At 45.4% G+C, this 19,464-nt stretch carries 21 protein-coding genes and 9 tRNA genes; 10 read left to right on the forward strand and 20 right to left on the reverse strand.

Annotated features, from left to right (window positions below):
• Nucleotides 1-7 precede the first annotated feature (7 nt).
• Genes GZK95_RS01660 through GZK95_RS01690 form a run of 7 tightly spaced genes read right to left on the reverse strand, consistent with a single transcriptional unit; the run spans nt 8 to nt 5,785 of the window.
• Entirely contained in the window at nt 8-1,468 is a 1,461-nt protein-coding gene (locus GZK95_RS01660; protein WP_075716213.1) for an RNA polymerase factor sigma-54, read from the reverse strand.
• 43 nt (nt 1,469-1,511) lie between these two features.
• Nucleotides 1,512-2,237: an LPS export ABC transporter ATP-binding protein gene (gene lptB, locus GZK95_RS01665; RefSeq protein WP_075709734.1), complete on the reverse strand. Its 726-nt coding sequence runs from the start codon at nt 2,235-2,237 to the stop codon at nt 1,512-1,514.
• 2 nt (nt 2,238-2,239) lie between these two features.
• Nucleotides 2,240-2,737, reverse strand: a complete 498-nt coding sequence (lptA, locus tag GZK95_RS01670) for a lipopolysaccharide transport periplasmic protein LptA (protein WP_075716212.1) — start codon at nt 2,735-2,737, stop codon at nt 2,240-2,242.
• Entirely contained in the window at nt 2,718-3,281 is a 564-nt protein-coding gene (gene lptC, locus GZK95_RS01675) for an LPS export ABC transporter periplasmic protein LptC (RefSeq protein WP_075709736.1), read from the reverse strand. Before lptC ends, lptA begins: the two co-directional genes overlap by 20 nt.
• The gene (kdsC, locus tag GZK95_RS01680; protein WP_075709737.1) at nt 3,278-3,835 is read right to left on the reverse strand and encodes a 3-deoxy-manno-octulosonate-8-phosphatase KdsC; all 558 of its coding nucleotides are present in this window, start codon (nt 3,833-3,835) and stop codon (nt 3,278-3,280) included. Before kdsC ends, lptC begins: the two co-directional genes overlap by 4 nt.
• Nucleotides 3,835-4,800, reverse strand: coding sequence for a KpsF/GutQ family sugar-phosphate isomerase (locus GZK95_RS01685; RefSeq protein WP_075716211.1), 966 nt, complete (start codon nt 4,798-4,800; stop codon nt 3,835-3,837). Before GZK95_RS01685 ends, kdsC begins: the two co-directional genes overlap by 1 nt.
• A gap of 19 nt (nt 4,801-4,819) precedes the next feature.
• Entirely contained in the window at nt 4,820-5,785 is a 966-nt protein-coding gene (locus tag GZK95_RS01690) for a calcium/sodium antiporter (RefSeq protein ID WP_075709739.1), read from the reverse strand.
• 234 nt (nt 5,786-6,019) lie between these two features.
• On the opposite strand from GZK95_RS01690, the gene mlaF reads away from it, so the two are divergent.
• From mlaF to GZK95_RS01735, 9 genes are all read left to right on the forward strand, one after another.
• Complete coding sequence (mlaF, locus tag GZK95_RS01695; protein WP_075716210.1) at nt 6,020-6,817, forward strand: phospholipid ABC transporter ATP-binding protein MlaF; 798 nt, start codon at nt 6,020-6,022, stop codon at nt 6,815-6,817.
• Nucleotides 6,814-7,605 carry a lipid asymmetry maintenance ABC transporter permease subunit MlaE gene (gene mlaE / locus GZK95_RS01700; protein WP_171972121.1) on the forward strand — a complete coding sequence of 264 codons (792 nt, stop codon included), beginning with the start codon at nt 6,814-6,816 and terminating at the stop codon, nt 7,603-7,605. Before mlaF ends, mlaE begins: the two co-directional genes overlap by 4 nt.
• 2 nt (nt 7,606-7,607) lie before the next feature.
• Complete coding sequence (gene mlaD, locus GZK95_RS01705) at nt 7,608-8,093, forward strand: outer membrane lipid asymmetry maintenance protein MlaD (protein ID WP_075716209.1); 486 nt, start codon at nt 7,608-7,610, stop codon at nt 8,091-8,093.
• Between the two features lie 2 nt (nt 8,094-8,095).
• Entirely contained in the window at nt 8,096-8,734 is a 639-nt protein-coding gene (mlaC, locus tag GZK95_RS01710; RefSeq protein WP_075716208.1) for a phospholipid-binding protein MlaC, read from the forward strand.
• A complete protein-coding gene (locus GZK95_RS01715; RefSeq protein ID WP_075716207.1) occupies nt 8,731-9,042 on the forward strand; it encodes an STAS domain-containing protein in 312 nt (103 codons plus the stop codon). The genes mlaC and GZK95_RS01715 overlap by 4 nt, the downstream gene beginning before the upstream one ends.
• A 14-nt stretch (nt 9,043-9,056) precedes the next feature.
• The gene (ibaG, locus tag GZK95_RS01720) at nt 9,057-9,311 is read left to right on the forward strand and encodes a BolA family iron metabolism protein IbaG (RefSeq protein WP_075709744.1); all 255 of its coding nucleotides are present in this window, start codon (nt 9,057-9,059) and stop codon (nt 9,309-9,311) included.
• A 9-nt stretch (nt 9,312-9,320) separates the two neighbouring features.
• Nucleotides 9,321-10,580: a UDP-N-acetylglucosamine 1-carboxyvinyltransferase gene (murA, locus tag GZK95_RS01725; protein WP_075709745.1), complete on the forward strand. Its 1,260-nt coding sequence runs from the start codon at nt 9,321-9,323 to the stop codon at nt 10,578-10,580.
• Between the two features lie 117 nt (nt 10,581-10,697).
• A complete protein-coding gene (locus GZK95_RS01730) occupies nt 10,698-11,441 on the forward strand; it encodes a 1-acylglycerol-3-phosphate O-acyltransferase (RefSeq protein ID WP_075709746.1) in 744 nt (247 codons plus the stop codon).
• Between the two features lie 131 nt (nt 11,442-11,572).
• The gene (locus GZK95_RS01735) at nt 11,573-12,625 is read left to right on the forward strand and encodes a serine hydrolase domain-containing protein (protein WP_075716206.1); all 1,053 of its coding nucleotides are present in this window, start codon (nt 11,573-11,575) and stop codon (nt 12,623-12,625) included.
• A 52-nt stretch (nt 12,626-12,677) separates the two neighbouring features.
• Here the strand turns inward: GZK95_RS01735 and GZK95_RS01740 are convergent.
• The 13 genes from GZK95_RS01740 to mutY all read right to left on the reverse strand — a co-directional run bounded on the left by GZK95_RS01740 (nt 12,678) and on the right by mutY (nt 18,492).
• Nucleotides 12,678-12,753 (reverse strand) — tRNA-Asn (locus GZK95_RS01740).
• A gap of 14 nt (nt 12,754-12,767) precedes the next feature.
• A tRNA-Thr gene (locus GZK95_RS01745) sits at nt 12,768-12,843 on the reverse strand.
• Nucleotides 12,844-12,880: 37 nt separating this feature from the next.
• A tRNA-Asn gene (locus GZK95_RS01750) sits at nt 12,881-12,956 on the reverse strand.
• A gap of 15 nt (nt 12,957-12,971) precedes the next feature.
• A tRNA-Thr gene (locus GZK95_RS01755) sits at nt 12,972-13,047 on the reverse strand.
• Nucleotides 13,048-13,100: 53 nt separating this feature from the next.
• Nucleotides 13,101-13,176 (reverse strand) — tRNA-Phe (locus GZK95_RS01760).
• Between the two features lie 221 nt (nt 13,177-13,397).
• Nucleotides 13,398-15,023 (reverse strand): methyl-accepting chemotaxis protein, encoded by a 1,626-nt coding sequence (locus GZK95_RS01765; protein WP_075716407.1) that lies wholly within the window; start codon nt 15,021-15,023, stop codon nt 13,398-13,400.
• Between the two features lie 400 nt (nt 15,024-15,423).
• Nucleotides 15,424-15,499: transfer RNA gene (locus GZK95_RS01770), tRNA-Asn, on the reverse strand.
• A gap of 42 nt (nt 15,500-15,541) precedes the next feature.
• A tRNA-Phe gene (locus tag GZK95_RS01775) sits at nt 15,542-15,617 on the reverse strand.
• A gap of 7 nt (nt 15,618-15,624) precedes the next feature.
• Nucleotides 15,625-15,700: transfer RNA gene (locus tag GZK95_RS01780), tRNA-Thr, on the reverse strand.
• A 55-nt stretch (nt 15,701-15,755) separates the two neighbouring features.
• A tRNA-Phe gene (locus GZK95_RS01785) sits at nt 15,756-15,831 on the reverse strand.
• A 104-nt stretch (nt 15,832-15,935) separates the two neighbouring features.
• A complete protein-coding gene (gene mltC, locus GZK95_RS01790) occupies nt 15,936-17,072 on the reverse strand; it encodes a membrane-bound lytic murein transglycosylase MltC (RefSeq protein ID WP_075709749.1) in 1,137 nt (378 codons plus the stop codon).
• A gap of 77 nt (nt 17,073-17,149) precedes the next feature.
• Nucleotides 17,150-17,422 (reverse strand): oxidative damage protection protein, encoded by a 273-nt coding sequence (locus tag GZK95_RS01795; protein ID WP_075650903.1) that lies wholly within the window; start codon nt 17,420-17,422, stop codon nt 17,150-17,152.
• Nucleotides 17,423-17,439: 17 nt separating this feature from the next.
• The gene (mutY, locus tag GZK95_RS01800; RefSeq protein WP_075716406.1) at nt 17,440-18,492 is read right to left on the reverse strand and encodes an A/G-specific adenine glycosylase; all 1,053 of its coding nucleotides are present in this window, start codon (nt 18,490-18,492) and stop codon (nt 17,440-17,442) included.
• Between the two features lie 225 nt (nt 18,493-18,717).
• On the opposite strand from mutY, the gene trmB reads away from it, so the two are divergent.
• On the forward strand, nt 18,718-19,437 hold the full coding sequence (gene trmB / locus GZK95_RS01805) for a tRNA (guanosine(46)-N7)-methyltransferase TrmB (protein ID WP_075709751.1): 720 nt from the start codon (nt 18,718-18,720) through the stop codon (nt 19,435-19,437).
• Nucleotides 19,438-19,464: the final 27 nt, after the last annotated feature.

Genomic DNA, 19,464 nt, shown 5'->3' on the forward strand with positions numbered 1-19,464 from the left:
TTGCTGCCTACAATAGGCGTTTACGCTGACTTGAAGGGGCAATGCCCAATGATTCGCGGTACTTTGCTATTGTTCGTCTAGCTACCTGAATCCCTTGGTCAGCGAGTAAGGCTGCAATTTTGCTGTCACTAAGTGGTTTAGCGGTATTCTCCGCAGCCACTAGTTTTTTTATCAATGCGCGAATTGCAGTCGATGAACATTCTCCGCCATTATCCGTACTTACATGGCTAGAGAAGAAGTACTTCAATTCAAATATGCCACGCGGGGTGTGCATATATTTTTGTGTCGTAACCCTCGAAATAGTTGATTCATGCATATCTACGTCAAGAGCAACATCATTGAGTACCATCGGCTTCATAGCTTCTTCGCCATACTCAAAGAAATCTCTCTGATGTTCAACAATACACTTGGCAACTTTGAGCAGGGTCTCGTTTCTGCTCTCTAAGCTTTTTATTAACCACTTTGCCTCTTGCAAATTGGTTCGAATGTATTGGCTATCTGCACTGTTGCCTTTCCCCATCGCGGCGTAGTGTTGGTTTACTTTCAAACGCGGTATGGAGTCAGGGTTGATTGTAACAACCCACTTACCGTGATCTTTGAAGACAGACACATCAGGAACAACGTATTCGGCATGTTCGGTCGAGATCCGGCTACCCGGGCGAGGGTCCAGTTGCTGAATGAGTTTTAGAACTTCACGTAACTCCGCTTCTTTAAGCTTAGTTTCTTTAATGATCAGTTTGTAATCTCGATTGCCTAATTGATCGATATGTTCAGTAAGGATCAACTTGGCCTCATTAAGCCAAGGTGTATCTTCAGGGTAGGTAGCAAGTTGCAACAATAAACAGTCTTGCAAGTTGATTGATGCCATCCCTAAAGGGTCAAACTGCTGAATACGCTTACGAACCGCTTCGATCTCATCCAGCTCAATCTCTTCGTCATTAAAACTATCCAAGATATCCTGAAGGGAGATGGTCAGGTAGCCGTAGTCATCAATAGCGTCAATCAGTGCTAAGGCGATGGTTCTATCAACCTCACTAAATGGGGTGAGGTCGAGTTGCCAAATTAAATAGTCATGCAGGGATTCAGTGGTTTCCCCCTGATAGACTGGCATATCGTCATCAAGAGCAATACCAGTACTGCCAGTATTCGCGCTGTAGACATCGTCCCAAGTCGTGTCGATTTCGAGTTCTGAACTGATTTCTGATTTTTCAATGAGTTCGGAACTATCAGGAAGCTCAATCTCTGTCGCTTCCTGTGCGGTCTCTTTTTCCTCAGTTACATTTTTCTCTTCGCTGGTGGCCAGTTCGTCGTTCCCTTCTTCAACTTCCAGTAATGGGTTGGAATCCAACGCATCTTGGATCTCTTGTTGAAGGTCGAGTGTAGACAGCTGCAGTAAGCGAATCGCTTGCTGCAGTTGTGGCGTCATCGCCAACTGTTGTCCTAGCTTGAGTTGTAATGAGGGTTTCATGCAGTAATTAATGCCTTATAAAGTTCTACAGACTTTTTATTAATCATAGTCGGAATTGTTCACCGAGATAAACTTGCTTAACTTGTTCGTTGTTAAGTACGTCTTCTGGTGTACCTTCTGCAATTAGATGTCCTTGGCTTACGATGTAGGCTTTTTCACATACATCAAGAGTCTCTCGAACGTTATGGTCGGTAATCAATACACCTAAGCCACGATCACGGAGATGTTCAATGATCTTTTTAATATCGATAACCGAAATAGGGTCAACACCAGCGAATGGCTCATCCAGCAAGATAAACTGTGGATTGGCAGCCAAGGCGCGTGCGATCTCAACGCGCCGACGCTCGCCCCCTGATAGTGCCATACCTGCGCTTTCGCGTATGTGCTGAATGTGGAATTCCTCTAATAAATCTTCCAATTTATCTTGGCGCTCTTCACGAGTGAGCTCTTCACGAGTTTCGAGCACGGCCATAATATTGTCTTGCACAGAGAGTTTACGGAAGATGGAGGCTTCTTGCGGTAGGTAACCGATACCCATACGCGAGCGGCTATGCATTGGCAGAATACTAATATCTTGCCCGTCAATGCTGATACTGCCTTCATCGCGAGCCACTAGACCAACGATCATGTAAAACGAGGTTGTTTTACCTGCGCCGTTTGGCCCTAGAAGGCCCACAATTTGCCCAGACTCAACCGCTAAGCTAACGTCCGAGACCACTTTTCTGTTTTTGTAGCTCTTGGCTAAGTGCTCTGCTTTTAAAATCGCCATAATTATTCTTGTACTGCTTGAGGCTGAAGTACGGTTTGTACGCGGTCGCCTTTTTGCTTACCGTCAGCAATGAGCTTCTGTGATGAAATGTGGTAACGAATGTGGTTACCACGAATTTCACTGTCATCTTGTGCCAGCATTGCTTGGTCAATCATCGTTAACTGATCTTGGTTCACATCGTAGTAAAGCTCTTTAGCTTCACCATGCAATGTCTTACCGTCATCGGTTAACTGTGAAAAGGTGGCGAGTTTGCCATAGCCTTCAATTTTCTTAATTGAGCCGTCTGCTTTGTCACGAGTTACAACGATCTTGTCAGCATTGATGTTAATACTGCCTTGCTTAAGTTTTACGTCGCCAAGGAAGGTGACTTGGTTGCTCTGCATATCAAGCTGCTGACTGTCTGAATCAATGTACACAGGTTGCTCGCGGTCTGTCGACAGCGCTAGAGCCTGTGTTGAAGCAAACAAGCAGGCGATTAAACTAAGGTGTGAGAGTTTCATATCTGCCTTGTACATGTTTGTAGAGTGTTGCGGTATTCTCAGCGAAATTACCTTTCATCGCTTGACCGACGGTTTCAAACTGCGGGCCGACCAATGTGACTTGGTTGTCTGCCCAAAAATCTCGATTATCTAACTGAATGCTTATTGTGTCAGTTGATAAAGTGTCAAAGCCGGAGTCGGGTAGTAAATTTTTAGCGAGAACATTGCTTTTCAGTACCAAAACATGATCTTTACTAAGTGTTCCGTGATCCGCTGTGATCTCCCATTCTTGAGTGCTGCCCTGTTGATAAACTTTCAAAACAGGGTATTCAAAAATGGTGTCGCCATTACTGGCATAATTGTTTAAACGCGCCGATGTTATCACATAGCTACGAACACCCTGTGCATTGAATGAGGTGTTGACCAAGCCTTGTCCCGTAAAAATGGGTAGTTCGACATCCGGTTCTACCTGTATATCGTAATCAGCTTGATCGCGCATCAAGTAGTAACCTGAGGCGGCAATAATAGCGATCAAAACCAAATATCCGATACGAGTGAGACTCATATACTTAAACCTTTATGCACGTCTAGTTCGTTTCGAGCTTGCAAAATTAAGTCACAAACTTCTCGTACGGCACCATGACCGCCACGAATGTTAGTCACATAGTTTGCTCGCTGTGCCAGTAGGGGATGCCCATCTGCGACGCAAACTTTTAGTGCGACTTTTTCCATCACTGGCCAGTCAATTAAGTCATCACCAATATAGCCAGTTTGTTCTGGTGCGATATTGAGTTTTTGGCAAATGTCTTGATAAGCTTTCACTTTGTCATCTTGTCCCTGATAAATCAGGGAGATACCCAATGCTGTCATTCGGTTCTCGACAATTTGCGAACGACGACCAGTGATGATGGCAATCTCGATGCCTGCATTCATCAGTGACTTGACGCCGTAGCCGTCACGAGTGTGGAAGGTTTTTAACTCTTCACCGTTGTTGCCCATATAGATTAGACCATCAGAAAACACCCCATCGACATCGCAGATCAACAATTTGATCTGTTTAGCGATTTCAAGAATTTCTGTGTCTACCTGTCCGTAAAGTGTGGCGACTTTTGTCGTCATTACATTACTCCAGCTTTAAGTAAATCGTGCATGTTCAATGCACCGACTACTTGGTTATCTTGGCAAAGCAGTAATCCGTTAATGCTTTTCTCTTGCATTAAGTTTACTCCTTCTGCAGCCAGCATGTTAGGGCTGGCAACAGTTGGATTTTTCGTCATTACATCACCGATGCAGGTAGAATGAATGTCGATGCGTTTGTCTAAAATTCGACGTAGGTCGCCATCGGTAAAAATACCTTGTAGCTGTAGTGCGTTATCAACCACAGCAGTCATACCAAGCCCTTTCTCGCTGATCATCAGTAGCGCATCTCGAATCAAGGTCTCTGGCGAAACTAACGGTAGTTTGTCGCCGGTATGCATAATGTCTTCGAGTTTGAGGAGTAGCTTGCGACCTAGTGCTCCACCTGGATGTGACAAGGCAAAATCTTCTGCTGTAAAACCACGGGCTTGCATTAGCGCCATTGCCAAGGCATCACCCATCACCAGAGTTGCAGTGGTACTTGAGGTCGGAGCCAATTGAATTGGACAAGCCTCTTTAGGAACCGTGATTTGCAGGTGGATATCTGCCAACTTCGCCATGGTCGAGTTTGGCTTACCTGTCATGCTGATGATAGTAATTTTTAAGCGTTTAAGCACAGGAAAAAGTGAGAGGATTTCGTGCGCTTCACCTGAGTTTGATATCGCAAGAACAATATCACCCGGTTCAATCATGCCTAAATCACCATGGGCGGCTTCACCTGGGTGAACAAAAAATGATGAGGTACCAGTACTGGCGAGTGTTGCCGCTATTTTATTTCCAATATGACCGGATTTACCCATCCCCATTACAACAACTTTTCCCTCTTTGTTGTTCAAGATGGTGTCACATGTGGCGACAAAGTTTTCATCAAAATACTGGTCAAGTTGCTGCAGCGCTTCCACTTCAGTGTTGAGCACATCTAGCGCAGCTTTGCGGTAGTCAAACATTTGAAATTCCTGCAATCAGTTAAGCGGTCATATTGGCAATGAGATAGCCTTGGTAGGCAATGAAAATAACAAACAGCACCGCACCTTCAAATCGATTGATGCTGCGAGACTTACCAAGTGCCATCACGACAAGTAATAGGGAAACACCAAGCATGACCCAAAAATCACGTCCCATGACAAACTCGCTGAGTATGGATGGGTTGAGAATGCCCGGGATACCCATTACCGCGAGTATATTAAATACGTTAGAGCCGATGATGTTACCCACGGCCATATCATCTTCACCTTTCATCACCCCCGCAACAGAGGCGGCTAACTCAGGTAAACTGGTTCCGACGGCAATGATAGTTAAGCCAATCACCAGATCACTCATACCGAAGTATTTGGCGATAACAACCGAACTGTCGACCAGTGTATCGGCGGATAATGGTAATACGATAAGACCCACTACTACCCAGAGTATCGCCTTCCAGTTGTTGACGCCTTCCGGTACTTCAGACTCTTGTTCGTCTAACATAATATCGCCATTTTTCTTTTCTTTACGGCTAATGTGCAGCATCGCCAGAATGAAAGCGATAAATAGGATGAAAAGCAGCACACCTTCCATAAAACCAAGGTGGTTGTCCCAAAGAATGACACCGGAAACACCCGTAACGGCGATCATGAGTGGTAACTCGCGACGTAATACAGCAGAGCTAATTGAAAGCGGCTTGATTAGTGCAGTAATACCTAAGATTAAAGCGATGTTCGCGATGTTTGAGCCGAGAACATTACCCACCGCAGTGTCTGTTTTTCCATCTAATGCGGCGGTGGCAGAGACCATCATTTCTGGTGCAGATGAGCCCATGGCTAAGATCGTCATACCAATGACAAGTGGCGAGATACCAAAGTTTCTTGCAAGTGCTGCAGAACCGTAAACCAATCGATCTGCACTCCAAACTAAGAAAATGAGACCAACTATAAGGAACGCAACCGCTTCAAACATGATATTTCCCAACTTATCGACAAACTGAACAATTTAACCGCCAATTTTGACTTGTTGCCGTATAAAAGGGAAGCTGAAGATTGAATTATTTGTTGCACATTATGTAATTACATTTGTGGTTAAAGAGATAACTGGTGTTCTAGAAGCGTCACATTTAATTGAACAGTGCTTTTAATTATTAGGTAATCTGCTTATGATTGCCTATTCAACAAGGATTCTGACGACGAGTACCTAATGTCATCAAGTGATTTGGTTACGCTCAAAGATGTCACTTTCTCAAGAGGAGATAGGACGATTTTTGATCACGTAAACCTACATGTTCCCAAAGGCAAAGTGACTGCCATTATGGGGCCATCTGGGATCGGAAAAACAACCCTACTGCGACTGATCGGTGGGCAATTGGCACCTGACAGCGGTTCGGTGTTGTTTGATGCTCTCGACATTCCTAAATTAAGTCGCCGCAAGCTCTATCAAGTGAGAAAAAAGATGAGCATGCTTTTCCAGTCTGGCGCACTTTTTACCGACCTGAACGTCTTTGATAACGTTGCCTTTCCATTGCGAGAGCATACTGAGCTGGATGAAACGCTGATCCATACCTTGGTATTGCTGAAGCTTGAAGCGGTTGGCTTACGTGGCGCGGCGCAGTTAATGCCGAGCGAGCTATCAGGGGGGATGGCGCGCCGAGCTGCACTTGCCCGGGCGATTGCTCTCGACCCTGAATTGATCATGTATGACGAACCATTTGTTGGGCAAGACCCGATTACGATGGGGGTACTTGTAGAGTTGATCCGCAATTTAAATCAAGCGTTAGGCGTGACATCGATTGTTGTGTCGCATGATGTACCCGAAGTAATGAGCATTGCAGACTGGGTTTATATCCTTGCGAATGGCAAGGTAATCGCTTGTGGCACTCCGCAAGAGTTGCGAGATAACCCTGATCCTCAAGTTCAGCAGTTTCTATTGGGTGATGCGGATGGTCCTGTGCCATTTCGTTTCCCTGCCAAACCTATTGCCGAGGATCTATTTCGATGATGCATCATCTGATTGAATTTGTTGCCGCGACGGGGCGTCGAACGATGTCGACTTGTCGCGTTTTTGGTCGCGCAACTCTGATGCTCTTCGGTGCGTTAGCGAGTCGTCCTCAGCCGATCAAAAATGCCCCTTTGTTAATCAAGCAGCTTTACAGTGTAGGCGTTCAGTCACTTCTGATCATTCTGCTGTCAGGCTTGTTTATTGGTATGGTGTTGAGCCTGCAAGGCTATGTCATTTTGATCGATTTTGGTGCAGAGGGAGCGCTTGGTCAGATGGTCGCACTGTCTTTGTTACGTGAGCTAGGTCCTGTGGTTACCGCCCTTTTATTTGCCGGTCGTGCAGGTTCCGCTTTGACGGCTGAGATTGGCTTAATGAAAGCAACAGAGCAGTTATCATCGATGGAAATGATGGCGGTGGACCCTCTCAAGCGCGTGATTGCACCACGTTTTTGGGCTGGGGTAATTTCAATGCCGCTGCTCACGATGATTTTTATGGCTGTCGGGATTTGGGGCGGACAGTTAGTCGGGGTTGATTGGAAAGGGATCGACCATGGTAGCTTCTGGTCAACCATGCAAGCCTCTGTCGATCTTGGCCAAGATATCGGTAATAGCTTTATCAAGAGCTTAGTATTCGCTATCACTGTAACTTGGATAGCGCTCTTTAATGGATACGATGCGATTCCGACTTCGGAAGGCATCAGCCGTGCGACAACTCGCACAGTAGTACACTCTTCTCTGGCAGTACTTGGACTAGACTTTGTACTGACCGCATTGATGTTCGGGAATTAATCATGCAACAGACACGTAAAACAGAATTATGGGTTGGTAGCTTTGTATTGGCAGGAATTTGCGCAGTTTTGATTATGATTTTTCAAGTTGCTGACGTAAAAAGCTTGGGTTCAAACGATACTTACACGGTGAGTGCCGAGTTTGACAATATAGGCAGTTTGAAAGTGCGTTCACCAGTCAAAGTGGGCGGTGTAGTGGTTGGTCGTGTGACGGCGATTAGTCTCAACCCTGAATCATTGTTGCCAGTAGTAAAAATGGCTATCAACAGTCAGTTTGATCAGTTCCCTGAAACATCTAGTGTGCAGATCTTAACGTCTGGTCTAATTGGCGAGCAGTATATTGGCCTCGTGCCAGGGTTTGTGTTTGAAGATGAACAAATGCTGGTGGATGGCGACTATATTGAAGATACCAAGTCTGCCTTGGTGCTTGAGGATCTTATTGGTCAAGTGCTGTATAGCGTTGGTGGCGGATCTAAGGCAGGAGAGTAAAAATGTTAAAGAAGTTTCTAGTTTTAATTTGTGCACTTTGGCTGCCAGTGGCTGCTAATGCGGTTGAAATTGATAAAACCCAACCCTATCAAATGATGACGGGTGTGGCTGAAATTGCCTTTGATCGCCTTAAAGCCGAGCAGGCAATGGTTAAGCAAGATCCTAATCACCTAAAAGTGATCGTTGAACAAGAGCTAATGCCTTACGTTAACTACAAGTATGCGGCACTTAAAGTTCTGGGTCCAAATGTGAAAAAAGCCAAGAAAGCGGATGTGCTGGAATTTATGCAAGCATTTCGTGAGTACTTAATTGCTTCATACGCGCAAGTGCTGACTCAATATACGGATCAGCAGTTAGAGTTTGAACCAGAGAAAAAGGTTGAGGCTGGAAAGTCGATAACCACGGTAAAAGTGGATATTGTTGATACTCCGCGTCCAAACATTAAACTTGAGTTTAAGCTCCGCAAAGATAAGCGTAGTGGTGAGTGGCAGGTTTTCGATATGGTGGCGGAAGGCATCAGCTTACTCTCAAGCAAGCAATCAGAGTGGAGTAGTAAGTTGCGCCAAGAAGGGGTGTTAGCCGTGGCTAAAGACCTTGAAAGCCTTGCAGCTCAACCGATTCGCTTTGAGGCTAAGCAATGATTGAGCACCCTCAATGGCAGCAAACGGATGAACATCTTAGTATGCTTACTGGTCCTGTTAATCGTGATAGCGTGCCTGCACTGTGGAATGCGATTAAGCAATGGCAACCCAATCAATCAGAGTTGGAGTTGAATCTTGCTGGAATTGAACGGGTAGACTCTGCTGGTATGGTGATGTTGATTCATCTTTTAGAGCATGCAAAAAAACAAAACTGTCATATAATGTTCAGCTTCGTGCCAGCGCAACTTAGCACTTTGCTGGCGTTAAGTAATGTAGATAAATACATTGCTGAGCACATAAAGAACTAATTTAGAGGTAAATTGTGGATAGCGCAAAAGTACAACAGATATTAAACGAAGCACTAAAGCTAGAAGAACTACACGTTAAGGGCGAGGGTAGCCACTACGAAGTGATCGCTGTTGATGCTTGTTTCGATGGAATGAGTCGCGTTAAGAAACAACAAACTATTTATGCTCCGCTGATGGAGTATATTCAAAGAAATGACATCCACGCTCTTTCTATTAAGGCATATACGCCAGAAGAGTGGGCTCGTGATAAGAAGTTGATGTCACTATAAGGTTTAGTAATGGAAAAATTTCGAGTAACTGGTTCTAAGCAGCCATTAGTGGGTGAAGTCACTATTTCGGGTGCGAAGAATGCCGCCCTTCCAATTCTTTTTGCATCAATTTTGGCGGAAGAACCTGTGGAGGTAACTAACGTTCCTCACCTGCGTGACATCGACACGACAATGGAATTGCTAAAACGTTTAGGCGCGAAGGTTGAACGTAACGGCTCCGTGCACGTTGATCCAAGCAGTATTAATGAGTTTTGCGCACCATACGACCTTGTAAAGACGATGCGTGCTTCTATTTGGGCACTAGGCCCACTCGTTGCGCGTTTTGGGCAAGGCCAAGTTTCTCTACCAGGTGGGTGTGCGATTGGCGCACGACCTGTAGACCTACACATTCACGGTTTAGAGCAACTAGGTGCGACCATTACGTTAGAAGATGGTTATGTAAAGGCATCGGTTGATGGTCGCCTTAAAGGGGCTCACATCGTGATGGACAAAGTGAGCGTTGGTGCCACGATTACCATTATGTGTGCTGCGACTTTAGCCGAAGGTACAACGGTATTAGACAATGCCGCACGTGAACCTGAAATAGTCGATACTGCTGACTTTCTTAACAAGCTAGGTGCCAAAATTTCTGGTGCAGGTACTGACACCATCACTATCGAGGGTGTTGAGCGTCTGGCTGGTGGTAAGCACGCAGTTGTGGCTGACCGTATCGAAACGGGAACTTTTCTTGTTGCAGCGGCAGTCTCTGGCGGTAAAGTAGTGTGTCGTAATACGCATGCGCATTTGCTTGAAGCGGTATTGGCCAAGCTGGAAGAGGCTGGAGCGAAAGTTGAAACTGGTGAAGACTGGATTTCAGTAGACATGACAGGACGCGAGCTAAAAGCCGTGACAGTTCGTACCGCTCCTCACCCAGGTTTTCCTACCGATATGCAAGCGCAGTTTACACTGTTGAACATGATGGCTAAAGGTGGTGGTGTGATCACCGAAAACATCTTTGAAAACCGCTTTATGCATGTGCCTGAACTTATGCGTATGGGAGCCAAAGCTGAGATTGAGGGTAATACTGTAATCTGTGGCGATGTAGAGACTCTCAGCGCCGCGCAAGTAATGGCGACGGATTTACGTGCATCAGCGAGCTTGGTTATCGCTGGCTGTATTGCTCAAGGTGAAACCATTGTTGACCGCATTTACCACATCGATCGTGGCTACGATAAGATTGAAGATAAATTGTCGGCACTGGGTGCGAAGATTGAACGTTTTCGTGACTAACGAACTCGCCTTTAGCTAACAAATGTAAGCCGAAACTCAGGTTTCGGCTTTTTTATGGCCGTAAGATCCGTTAAATTATGGCCACTGTCCTTTCTCATCCGTATTTGGAGAGCGTTAATGATTGCACTGTTACGTGTTTTCGCCGTCGCGATTTTCGCGATAGTCATGTTTGTATTTGGTTGTGGTTATTGCTTATTAAGCCCTCGCAACCCAAAACACGTATTCACCTTTGGGCGCTTGTTCGGCAAGATGTCGCGCGTTTTTGGTATTAAACTAGAACTGCGCATTCCTGAGGATGCGTACACACGAGGTCAGCATATCTATATTGCTAACCATCAAAATAACTGGGATCTATTTACAGTCTCTTCTGCGGTGACACCAAAAGTGGTGACGGTCGGTAAGAAGAGCTTGGCATGGCTCCCTTTGTTTGGTCAGCTCTACTGGTTGACGGGGAATATCTTGATTGACCGTGCTAATCGCAGTAAAGCGGTAGGGACGATAGATCAGGTTGTCGACAATATGAAAAGCAGTGATGTCTCGGTGTGGATGTTCCCAGAAGGGACTCGCTCACGCGGTCGTGGCTTACTGCCATTTAAAACCGGTGCATTTCACGCCGCAATTGGTGCACAGGTTGGTGTCATTCCTATTGTGTGCAGTTCGACAGATGGCATTAAGTTTAACCGCTGGGACAACGGTCATGTAATTGTGGAAATGCTTCCTCCAGTGAGTACCGAAGGTTACCGTAAAGAGCAAGTTCGTGAACTTGCCAACCTCTGTCGCGAGCAAATGGTCGCGAAGTTGGCTGAACTTGATGAAGAGGTTAAACAGCGCAATCAAGCCAGTCAAAAAGCCATCAACTAGTTATTGATAGGTAATTAACATCGATAAAAAAGCGTGTGGTTGGTCGCACGCTTTTTTTATGTCTTTAGCAGCACGCTGTAATCTATGGCGGTTTTTGCTTTAGTAACCCCCAGAGTAACCGTGGGGGTGATATGCGATATCAAAGACTATTTTTTGCATTACTGCTAATGGCAATCAGTGGATGTGGGCCAGCTGATATTGACGTGGTCCAAAGTCAAAGTAAGTTTGACCCCGTCGTTGAGCGGGTCATGAGTGGTAAGTCCAATAACATACACTCCTTAATTGCTTGGCAAAATGGCGAGAAGGTATTTGAACTGCACCGGCAGGGTGGAGGTACCTTTGGCAACCAAAAAACCTCTAACGTGCCTGTTGGGGCGCATCAGCTACACAACCTACATTCGGTGACCAAATCATTTGTCGCGACATTGGTATTTATCGCGATTGACGAAGGTAAGCTCGCCAACTTAGATGTCCCGGTTTTCTCACTTTTCCCTGAATATCAGCAAGCTGATCGAGTCAGCAAAATGTCGATAACTGTTCGTGATGTGATGAACATGTCGACAGGGTATGCGCTAGATGAACTAGCGACTCCTTATCGTCAAGGGTCAGGTAATGTATTTAATCGCCACTATATGGCTAAAGATCTCCAAGCTATGTTCTTAGAAACCAAGCTTGCTTTTGAACCGGGCAGTCGCTTTGCCTACAGTGGGTTGTCGACGGTAGGGTTGTCTAAAATAATTGAGCGTCTATATCACCAGCCTTTTGCGGAGGTAATGCGTGAGAAACTATTTAAACCATTAGGGATTAGCAACTATCGTTGGTTAACTCAGCATGGTAGCAATGAACCTGGAGCGGATTGGGGATTGATGCTATCTCCGCTTGATATGGGGAAGTTTGGTTTGATGTGGCTTAATCGCGGTCATTATCAGGGGAGTCAAATCGTTGCTTCACATTGGTTTGATATGCTGCGCTCGAGCTCGTTTTATAGCTATAGTATGGGTTATCGTCTTCATTTCTGGCAGATATCACGTGTGGGTGGTGCGGTTGCCGCAGTGGGAATTGGTGAGCAGTACATAGTGATGTTGCCGAACGAGCAAGCTGTGATTGTTGCAACTGGAGGCAATTATGACATGCCGAATGCACCTTCACTTGAAGCGGTGAGGTTGTTAGCAAGTTTGTTGTGATAAGATGCGAAGAAATAAAAAAAGCCAAGTCGTGAGACTTGGCTTTTGAAATTGGCTCCTCCTGCTGGGCTCGAACCAGCGACCTGCGGATTAACAGTCCGTCGCTCTACCAACTGAGCTAAGGAGGAACTATTTTTATAAGTGGTGCCGACTACCGGAGTCGAACTGGTGACCTACTGATTACAAGTCAGTTGCTCTACCTACTGAGCTAAGTCGGCGCCTAATCAACAAGACTAATATCTCATCGATTGAAATTGGCTCCTCCTGCTGGGCTCGAACCAGCGACCTGCGGATTAACAGTCCGTCGCTCTACCAACTGAGCTAAGGAGGAACTATATTTAATAAGTGGTGCCGACTACCGGAATCGAACTGGTGACCTACTGATTACAAGTCAGTTGCTCTACCTACTGAGCTAAGTCGGCGCACTGTATTCTTTTTTTTGTCGTTCGTGCTAAGCACCAACAACGAGAAATTGTGGTGCCCGGAGGCGGAATCGAACCACCGACACGAGGATTTTCAATCCTCTGCTCTACCGACTGAGCTATCCGGGCGACGAGGTGTATTAAACGGCTTTTCGCTTTTCAGGTCAACATTAAATTGCAAAAAAAATATCGTTTGTTGCTTTTCTATACTTAATGGGCTGTTTTTGTTCGTTTACCCTCAATTTCGCTTTGCGCAAAGCGGACTTTAGCACCTAAAAGCATAGAAATAATGTTGCTTAGAAGATAAAAAAGCACGCCAATATGCGTGCTTTTGTCGGTTTAGGTTCTGATTAGTGCTTAACGGTGAACTTGCTCATCCAGTTTTCAAGCTCATTAGCCAGTTGCGCAAGGCTTTGCGTGCTATTGTGACTTTCGATCACGACATTACCTAATTGGCTGCCACTCTCTTCAATCATATTAATCCGCATTGAAATGTCGTCACTCACTTCGGTTTGCTCTGCGGCAGCAGTGGCGATCTGATGACTCATTTGTGAAATAGACTCCAGTGCTACTACGATTTGCTGAAGTGCTTCAGAAGCGTGTTGCGATTCTTCTACCGTGCTTTGGCTGGTGGCAGCACATACATCCATTGTTTGGATAGCGTTACGAGAGCCTTCTTGCAGGTTGGTAATCATCTGCTGAATCTCTTTGGTGCTAGATTGAGTGCGACCAGCAAGATTACGAACTTCGTCTGCTACAACCGCGAATCCTCGACCTTGTTCGCCTGCTCGCGCAGCTTCAATCGCCGCATTGAGAGCAAGTAGGTTAGTTTGCTCAGCAATATCACCAATGACATCGAGAACTTTAACGATATTGTTTACATCATTATCTAGGTCGGACACCGCTTGGCTCGCAGTGCCAAGTTGTGCGGCCAAACCTTGGATGTTATCGACAGTATTATGAATCAACTGCTGAGTATGCTGGCTCTGCTTGTCTGCTTCATCCGTGTTGCGTGCTGTGTCGCTGGCAGAGTCGGCCACATTGTTGGCTGATGATGCCATTTCAGTCATTGCAGTGGCGATCATCGCGGTAGATTGCTGCTGAGAGTCGGTCAGTTGTGTAATGGATGACGCTCGGTCTTCCAGACTGACAAGCTCTTGACGTAAGGCAACCATTGATGAATCGAGGTTATTGACCAGTTGCGCTAAGGAAAGACTCATTTGTTGTACAGCGTGGTAAATACTGCCTTGAGGTGCGTCGTTAGTAAACGAAGTTTGGATTTCGCCATTTGCAACTGCTCGAACAGCACTGTGTACTTCATGAGGTTCGCCGCCAAGGAGCGCCAGTATTCTGCGAATAGCGACAATTAGAATGGTTAAGATGCTAGCTGCGATCACTAGGCACATTGCTAACTGCCACTGTGCCGTCGACCAAAAGCGAGCATTGACTTCATTAAAGCCAATACCCGTACCTACCACCCAGCCCCAGTGTGGGGTTTTTTCTGCAATCGAATGTTTTTCTTCAATCGAGCCGTCAGGCAGTTTTTGTGTCCAGGTGTACTCCACCATTTGACCTTTTGACTTGCCTAATACATCAAGAATCAATTGACCGACACTATCGCCGTTGCCATCTTTGAAGTCGTGGAAGCTGGTGCCATGTAATTGGGGATCTAACGGGGCGGCAACAAAGTCCATATTGTCGTCAGCGACATAAACATACTCGTTATCTTTGTAAATGTTATTGCGCAGTAGGCGAGTGGCTAAAGCTTTCGCTTGATCTTCAGGCATGCTGCCTTCGGCAGCCATTTTCTCGACTTCGGTTAAAATGCTGTAGGCACTTCTGAACAGCTCGGTAACTCGAGCTTGATTGTCTAAGCTGCTGGCAACTCGCAATGTCCATAAGCCGGTGGCAGTTAAAGCTAGAAGCGCAGTTAAAATAATGGCCGACAGTATGTAGGCTTGGGTTTTGAGTTTCATACTTCCTCACGATATCAAAGGTGACACGACGCTTAACTTTTAGGTGTGCTGGGAAAACAAGCACGCTGGTAAGGTGGTTATTGTATTGTGACGAAAATATTACATTATACTTTCTGTCTGCATCTTTAGTTGAGTTAGGAAATATGATGGAGATTAAATTTTTAGCGCGAAATAAATGTGTTGCAGTCAAAAGTATTGAGCTAGTGTGCAATCTTGAGTTTTAAATTAATAGCCGTCTTTTTTTAGACTACCAGAGTGGGGCAGGGCTTTGGTATCAACTTGTTTCTATGCTGATGATTGTGTTCGGGCTAAAGGGCGTGATTAAGCTTGGTGAGATAGTAAGGATGTTTGTTAGCGCAGATAAGAAAAAAGCCACGTCTTTCGACATGGCTTCTTAAAGTGGCTCCTCCTGCTGGGCTCGAACCAGCGACCTGCGGATTAACAGTCCGTCGCTCTACCAACTGAGCTAAGGAGGAACTATTCTGTTTGTGTCTTACGTGAGTAAGCGCACCAAATAATGGTGCCTCGAGGCGGAATCGAACCACCGACACGAGGATTTTCAATCCTCTGCTCTACCGACTGAGCTATCGAGGCAAAAGAATGGTGCCGACTACCGGAGTCGAACTGGTGACCTACTGATTACAAGTCAGTTGCTCTACCTACTGAGCTAAGTCGGCACACTATATTCTTTTACTAATTGTTGGCATCTAAACACCAGCAATTAAGAAATTGTGGTGCCCGGAGGCGGAATCGAACCACCGACACGAGGATTTTCAATCCTCTGCTCTACCGACTGAGCTATCCGGGCTAACGGAGCGCTATTAAACGGATTTTCGCTCCTGTCGTCAACATGTTTTTTCAAATAAATTCAAAAAACTGTTTGTTCGCTTGGTTTTTGTTCGAAAGTCATGCTTAAGTTTTACCTCGGTTAAATTCCTTTTTGTAATTTGTAACTTTTTGTAGGTAACGACGCGCTTCTGCTTTGGGGTGTTTATTGGTTAGCGCCCAATAAACTTGGTTCGGTTGTAGCGAGTTGATATCTCGCATCGCACGTTTTCGGTCACTACGATTAAAGGTGTTCAAAACGCCACCTGTTCCGCCGTTGTAGGCTGAAATCATGGTGTACTCGAGAGTGAGTGGGTGATTGACGTCTTTTAAGTAGCGATTTTTTAGGATGTAAAAATACGCGGTACCTGTATCAATGTTGTTTTCTGGGTTAAATAAATACTCAGGACTTGGCTCTCCTGAACGGTTTTTGACCAGTTTAAATACGTCACGCCCGGCTGTTTTGGGCACCACTTGCATCAATCCATAGGCATTGGCCCAACTGACCGCGTAAGGGTTAAAGCTACTCTCTGTTTTGATAATGGCGTAGATCAAGTCTTCAGGAATATCGTATTTGCGTGAGGCGCGGCGGACGATATCAGCGTATTGATAGCTGCGGATCTCAACTTGATCTTCGACTAATGGGATCTCAACGTAATACGCTTTCTTAAAGTCGACATCTTTGACTTTGAGCTTGTTCGCGATGAGGTAGTCAGCAAAGCGATTAGCACGCCATGACCATTGAATCGGTTTGTTGTCTTGGTCGACAACCTGTTGGTAAAGAAACGGGCGACCTTCTAGTTTAATACTTTTTGATGAGAAAAGATCGACACTCATTGGATCATCAGGGGTTAATAAGGTCGTGATGATTGCGTTTTTAAGGTGCTGTTTGGGATCGGTAGGTGATACCGTTTCAACAATGATTGTTCCCTTGGCAAAGTCCACTTCTGAACGGCTGAGGTAGTTATCGATGTACTTTACGTAATTACTCTTACCCGCCACTTTTATCTCACGACTTCCCCAACGTTTTTCAATATTGCCGGAAAAGCTACTGATCAGTGCGTCTAAGGCCGCGGTGTCTTTTTCAAATTGCCCAGGAAGTTGCGCGAGGTTTTTGGCAAAACGGTTGGTGGGTTCGTAGTTGACATCATAGATGCTCTCGACGAACTCGCGGCTACAGCCAACTAACAGCATCGCTGCAAAAAAGTAGACAAGTTTTTTCATCTTTGCCCTAGGAAAGTCAGTGTAAAAAAAAGACACCGCAGTGAACTACGATGCCATTTCATATTGAATATTAGGTATTACTCACTCGGTGGCGTATAGCCTTCGATGTGAACGTCTTTACCTTCAAACAAGAAGTTGACCATTTCTGTTTCCAGTAGCTTGCGATGCTCTGGATCCATCATATTTAGCTTTTTCTCATTGATTAGCATTGTCTGCTTGTGTTGCCACTCTGCCCATGCTTGTTTTGAGATGTTGTCGAAGATTTTTTTACCTAGCTCGCCTGGGTAAAGTTGAAAATCAAGACCTTCTGCGTCTTGCTTTAGACGAGCACAAAATACCGTGCGGCTCATAACAGGTTCCTTATTAACTATTGAAGTTCAAATGGCAAACTTTCCAGCAATTGCTTGACCGGTGCTGCTAAGCCAACTTCTTTTGGTTGAGATAAGTTATACCAAAGACCTTTGCTTGCTTCCATTACCGCATCAGGCTGATTTGATAGATCCAACAAAATCGGCGTGATATCGAGGTGATAGTGGCTAAAGGTATGGCGAAATGCAATTAGTTGTTGAGTTCGTTTGATACTGTTGGTGTTAATATGGCGCGATGCTAATTGCTCATCTATGTCTGCGGTACTGTTTTCAGGAAAGCAATATAAACCACCCCAAATGCCCGCAGGTGGGCGTTGTTCCAACCACACTTGTCCGTTGTAGTGCAGCATGACAAACCATGTTTGCTTGATGGGTTTGTCTTTCTTAGGCTTTTTGCCTGGATAATCAAGAGGGTTCCCTTGAGCTTTCGCAGCACATAAGTTTTCGACAGGACATAGGCCGCATTTGGGTCTGCTGCGTGTACAGACCATCGCTCCCATATCCATCATCGCTTGGTTGTACTTATCAGTATCGTTTTTCGGGGTATGTTGCTGCGCATATTCCCAAAGCTGGTTTTCCACTTTTTTCTGCCCCGGCCAGCCATCAACAGCGAAACTGCGCGCCAATGTCCTTTTAACGTTGCCGTCTAAAATCGCATGAGGCTGCTTATAAACCGATGAGAGGATAGCCGCTGCGGTGGAGCGTCCGATTCCCGGCAATGCGTTTAGCTGCTCAATATCTGTTGGAAACTCACCATGATATTCGTTAGCGACAATCTTTGCTGCTTTATGTAAGTTTCGAGCTCGGGCGTAATAACCAAGCCCAGTCCAAAGATGGAGAACTTCATCTTGCTCTGCGTTTGCAAGTTCAATCACAGTGGGAAAACGTTCAAGGAAGCGTTGATAATAAGGGATCACCGTCGCAACTTGAGTTTGCTGCAACATAATTTCCGATAGCCAAACACTATAGGCTGTTTTGTTTTGTTGCCATGGTAGGTTTTTCCTTCCATAGGCGTCATACCAAGTAATTATGGCTTGGGCGAAAGGCGTCACGACTTGCTCGATTATAATTTGTAAGAGTAATGGGCTAAAATTGCATCACAGAATGCAGGGTAAATACAACCGATAAAGTCTAAGGTTTTTTTGCAGCCATTGATTAGCACTCAAATTTGTTGCGTAAGAGAAACCATCCAGAGTAAGAAATACTTGCACCAATGGTAATTCTTTGGATAATCACAATCCCCTTAAATCGAGACCAATTTTTAAACAGGCGAAACCATGAGTGAAGTGACCACGAACGAATACAATGAAGACGGCAAGTTGATCCGCAAAATACGCAGTTTTGTACGTCGTGAAGGCCGTCTTACCAAAGGTCAAGAAAATGCGATGAAAGAGTGTTGGCCAACGATGGGTATCGACTACCAGCCTCAACTTCTTGATTGGAAAGAAGTGTTTGGTAACGACAACCCAGTGGTACTAGAAATTGGTTTCGGTATGGGTGCCTCTCTTGTTGAAATGGCGAAAAACGCACCAGAGAAGAACTTTATTGGTATTGAAGTACATAGTCCTGGTGTCGGTGCATGCTTATCAGATGCGCGAGAAGCTGGCGTGACCAATCTACGTGTTATGTGCCACGATGCTGTGGAAGTATTTGAGCATATGATTCCTAACGGTAGCTTGAGCACCCTTCAACTGTTCTTCCCTGACCCATGGCATAAAAAGCGTCACCACAAACGCCGCATCGTTCAGCTTGAGTTCGCTGAAATGGTACGTCAAAAGCTTAAGCTGGAAGACGGTATTTTCCATATGGCGACTGACTGGGAAAACTATGCAGAGCATATGATTGAAATCATGAACCAAGCGCCTGGTTTCGCTAATATCGCGACTGATGGAGATTACATTCCTCGTCCTGAAGAACGCCCGCTTACTAAATTTGAAGCCCGTGGTCATCGTTTAGGTCATGGTGTTTGGGATATCAAATACAAACGTACAGCGTAATCCTTTACGATACCCAATTCCGTTTGG

It is taken from the genome of Vibrio panuliri (assembly GCF_009938205.1).
GTDB lineage: Bacteria > Pseudomonadota > Gammaproteobacteria > Enterobacterales > Vibrionaceae > Vibrio > Vibrio panuliri.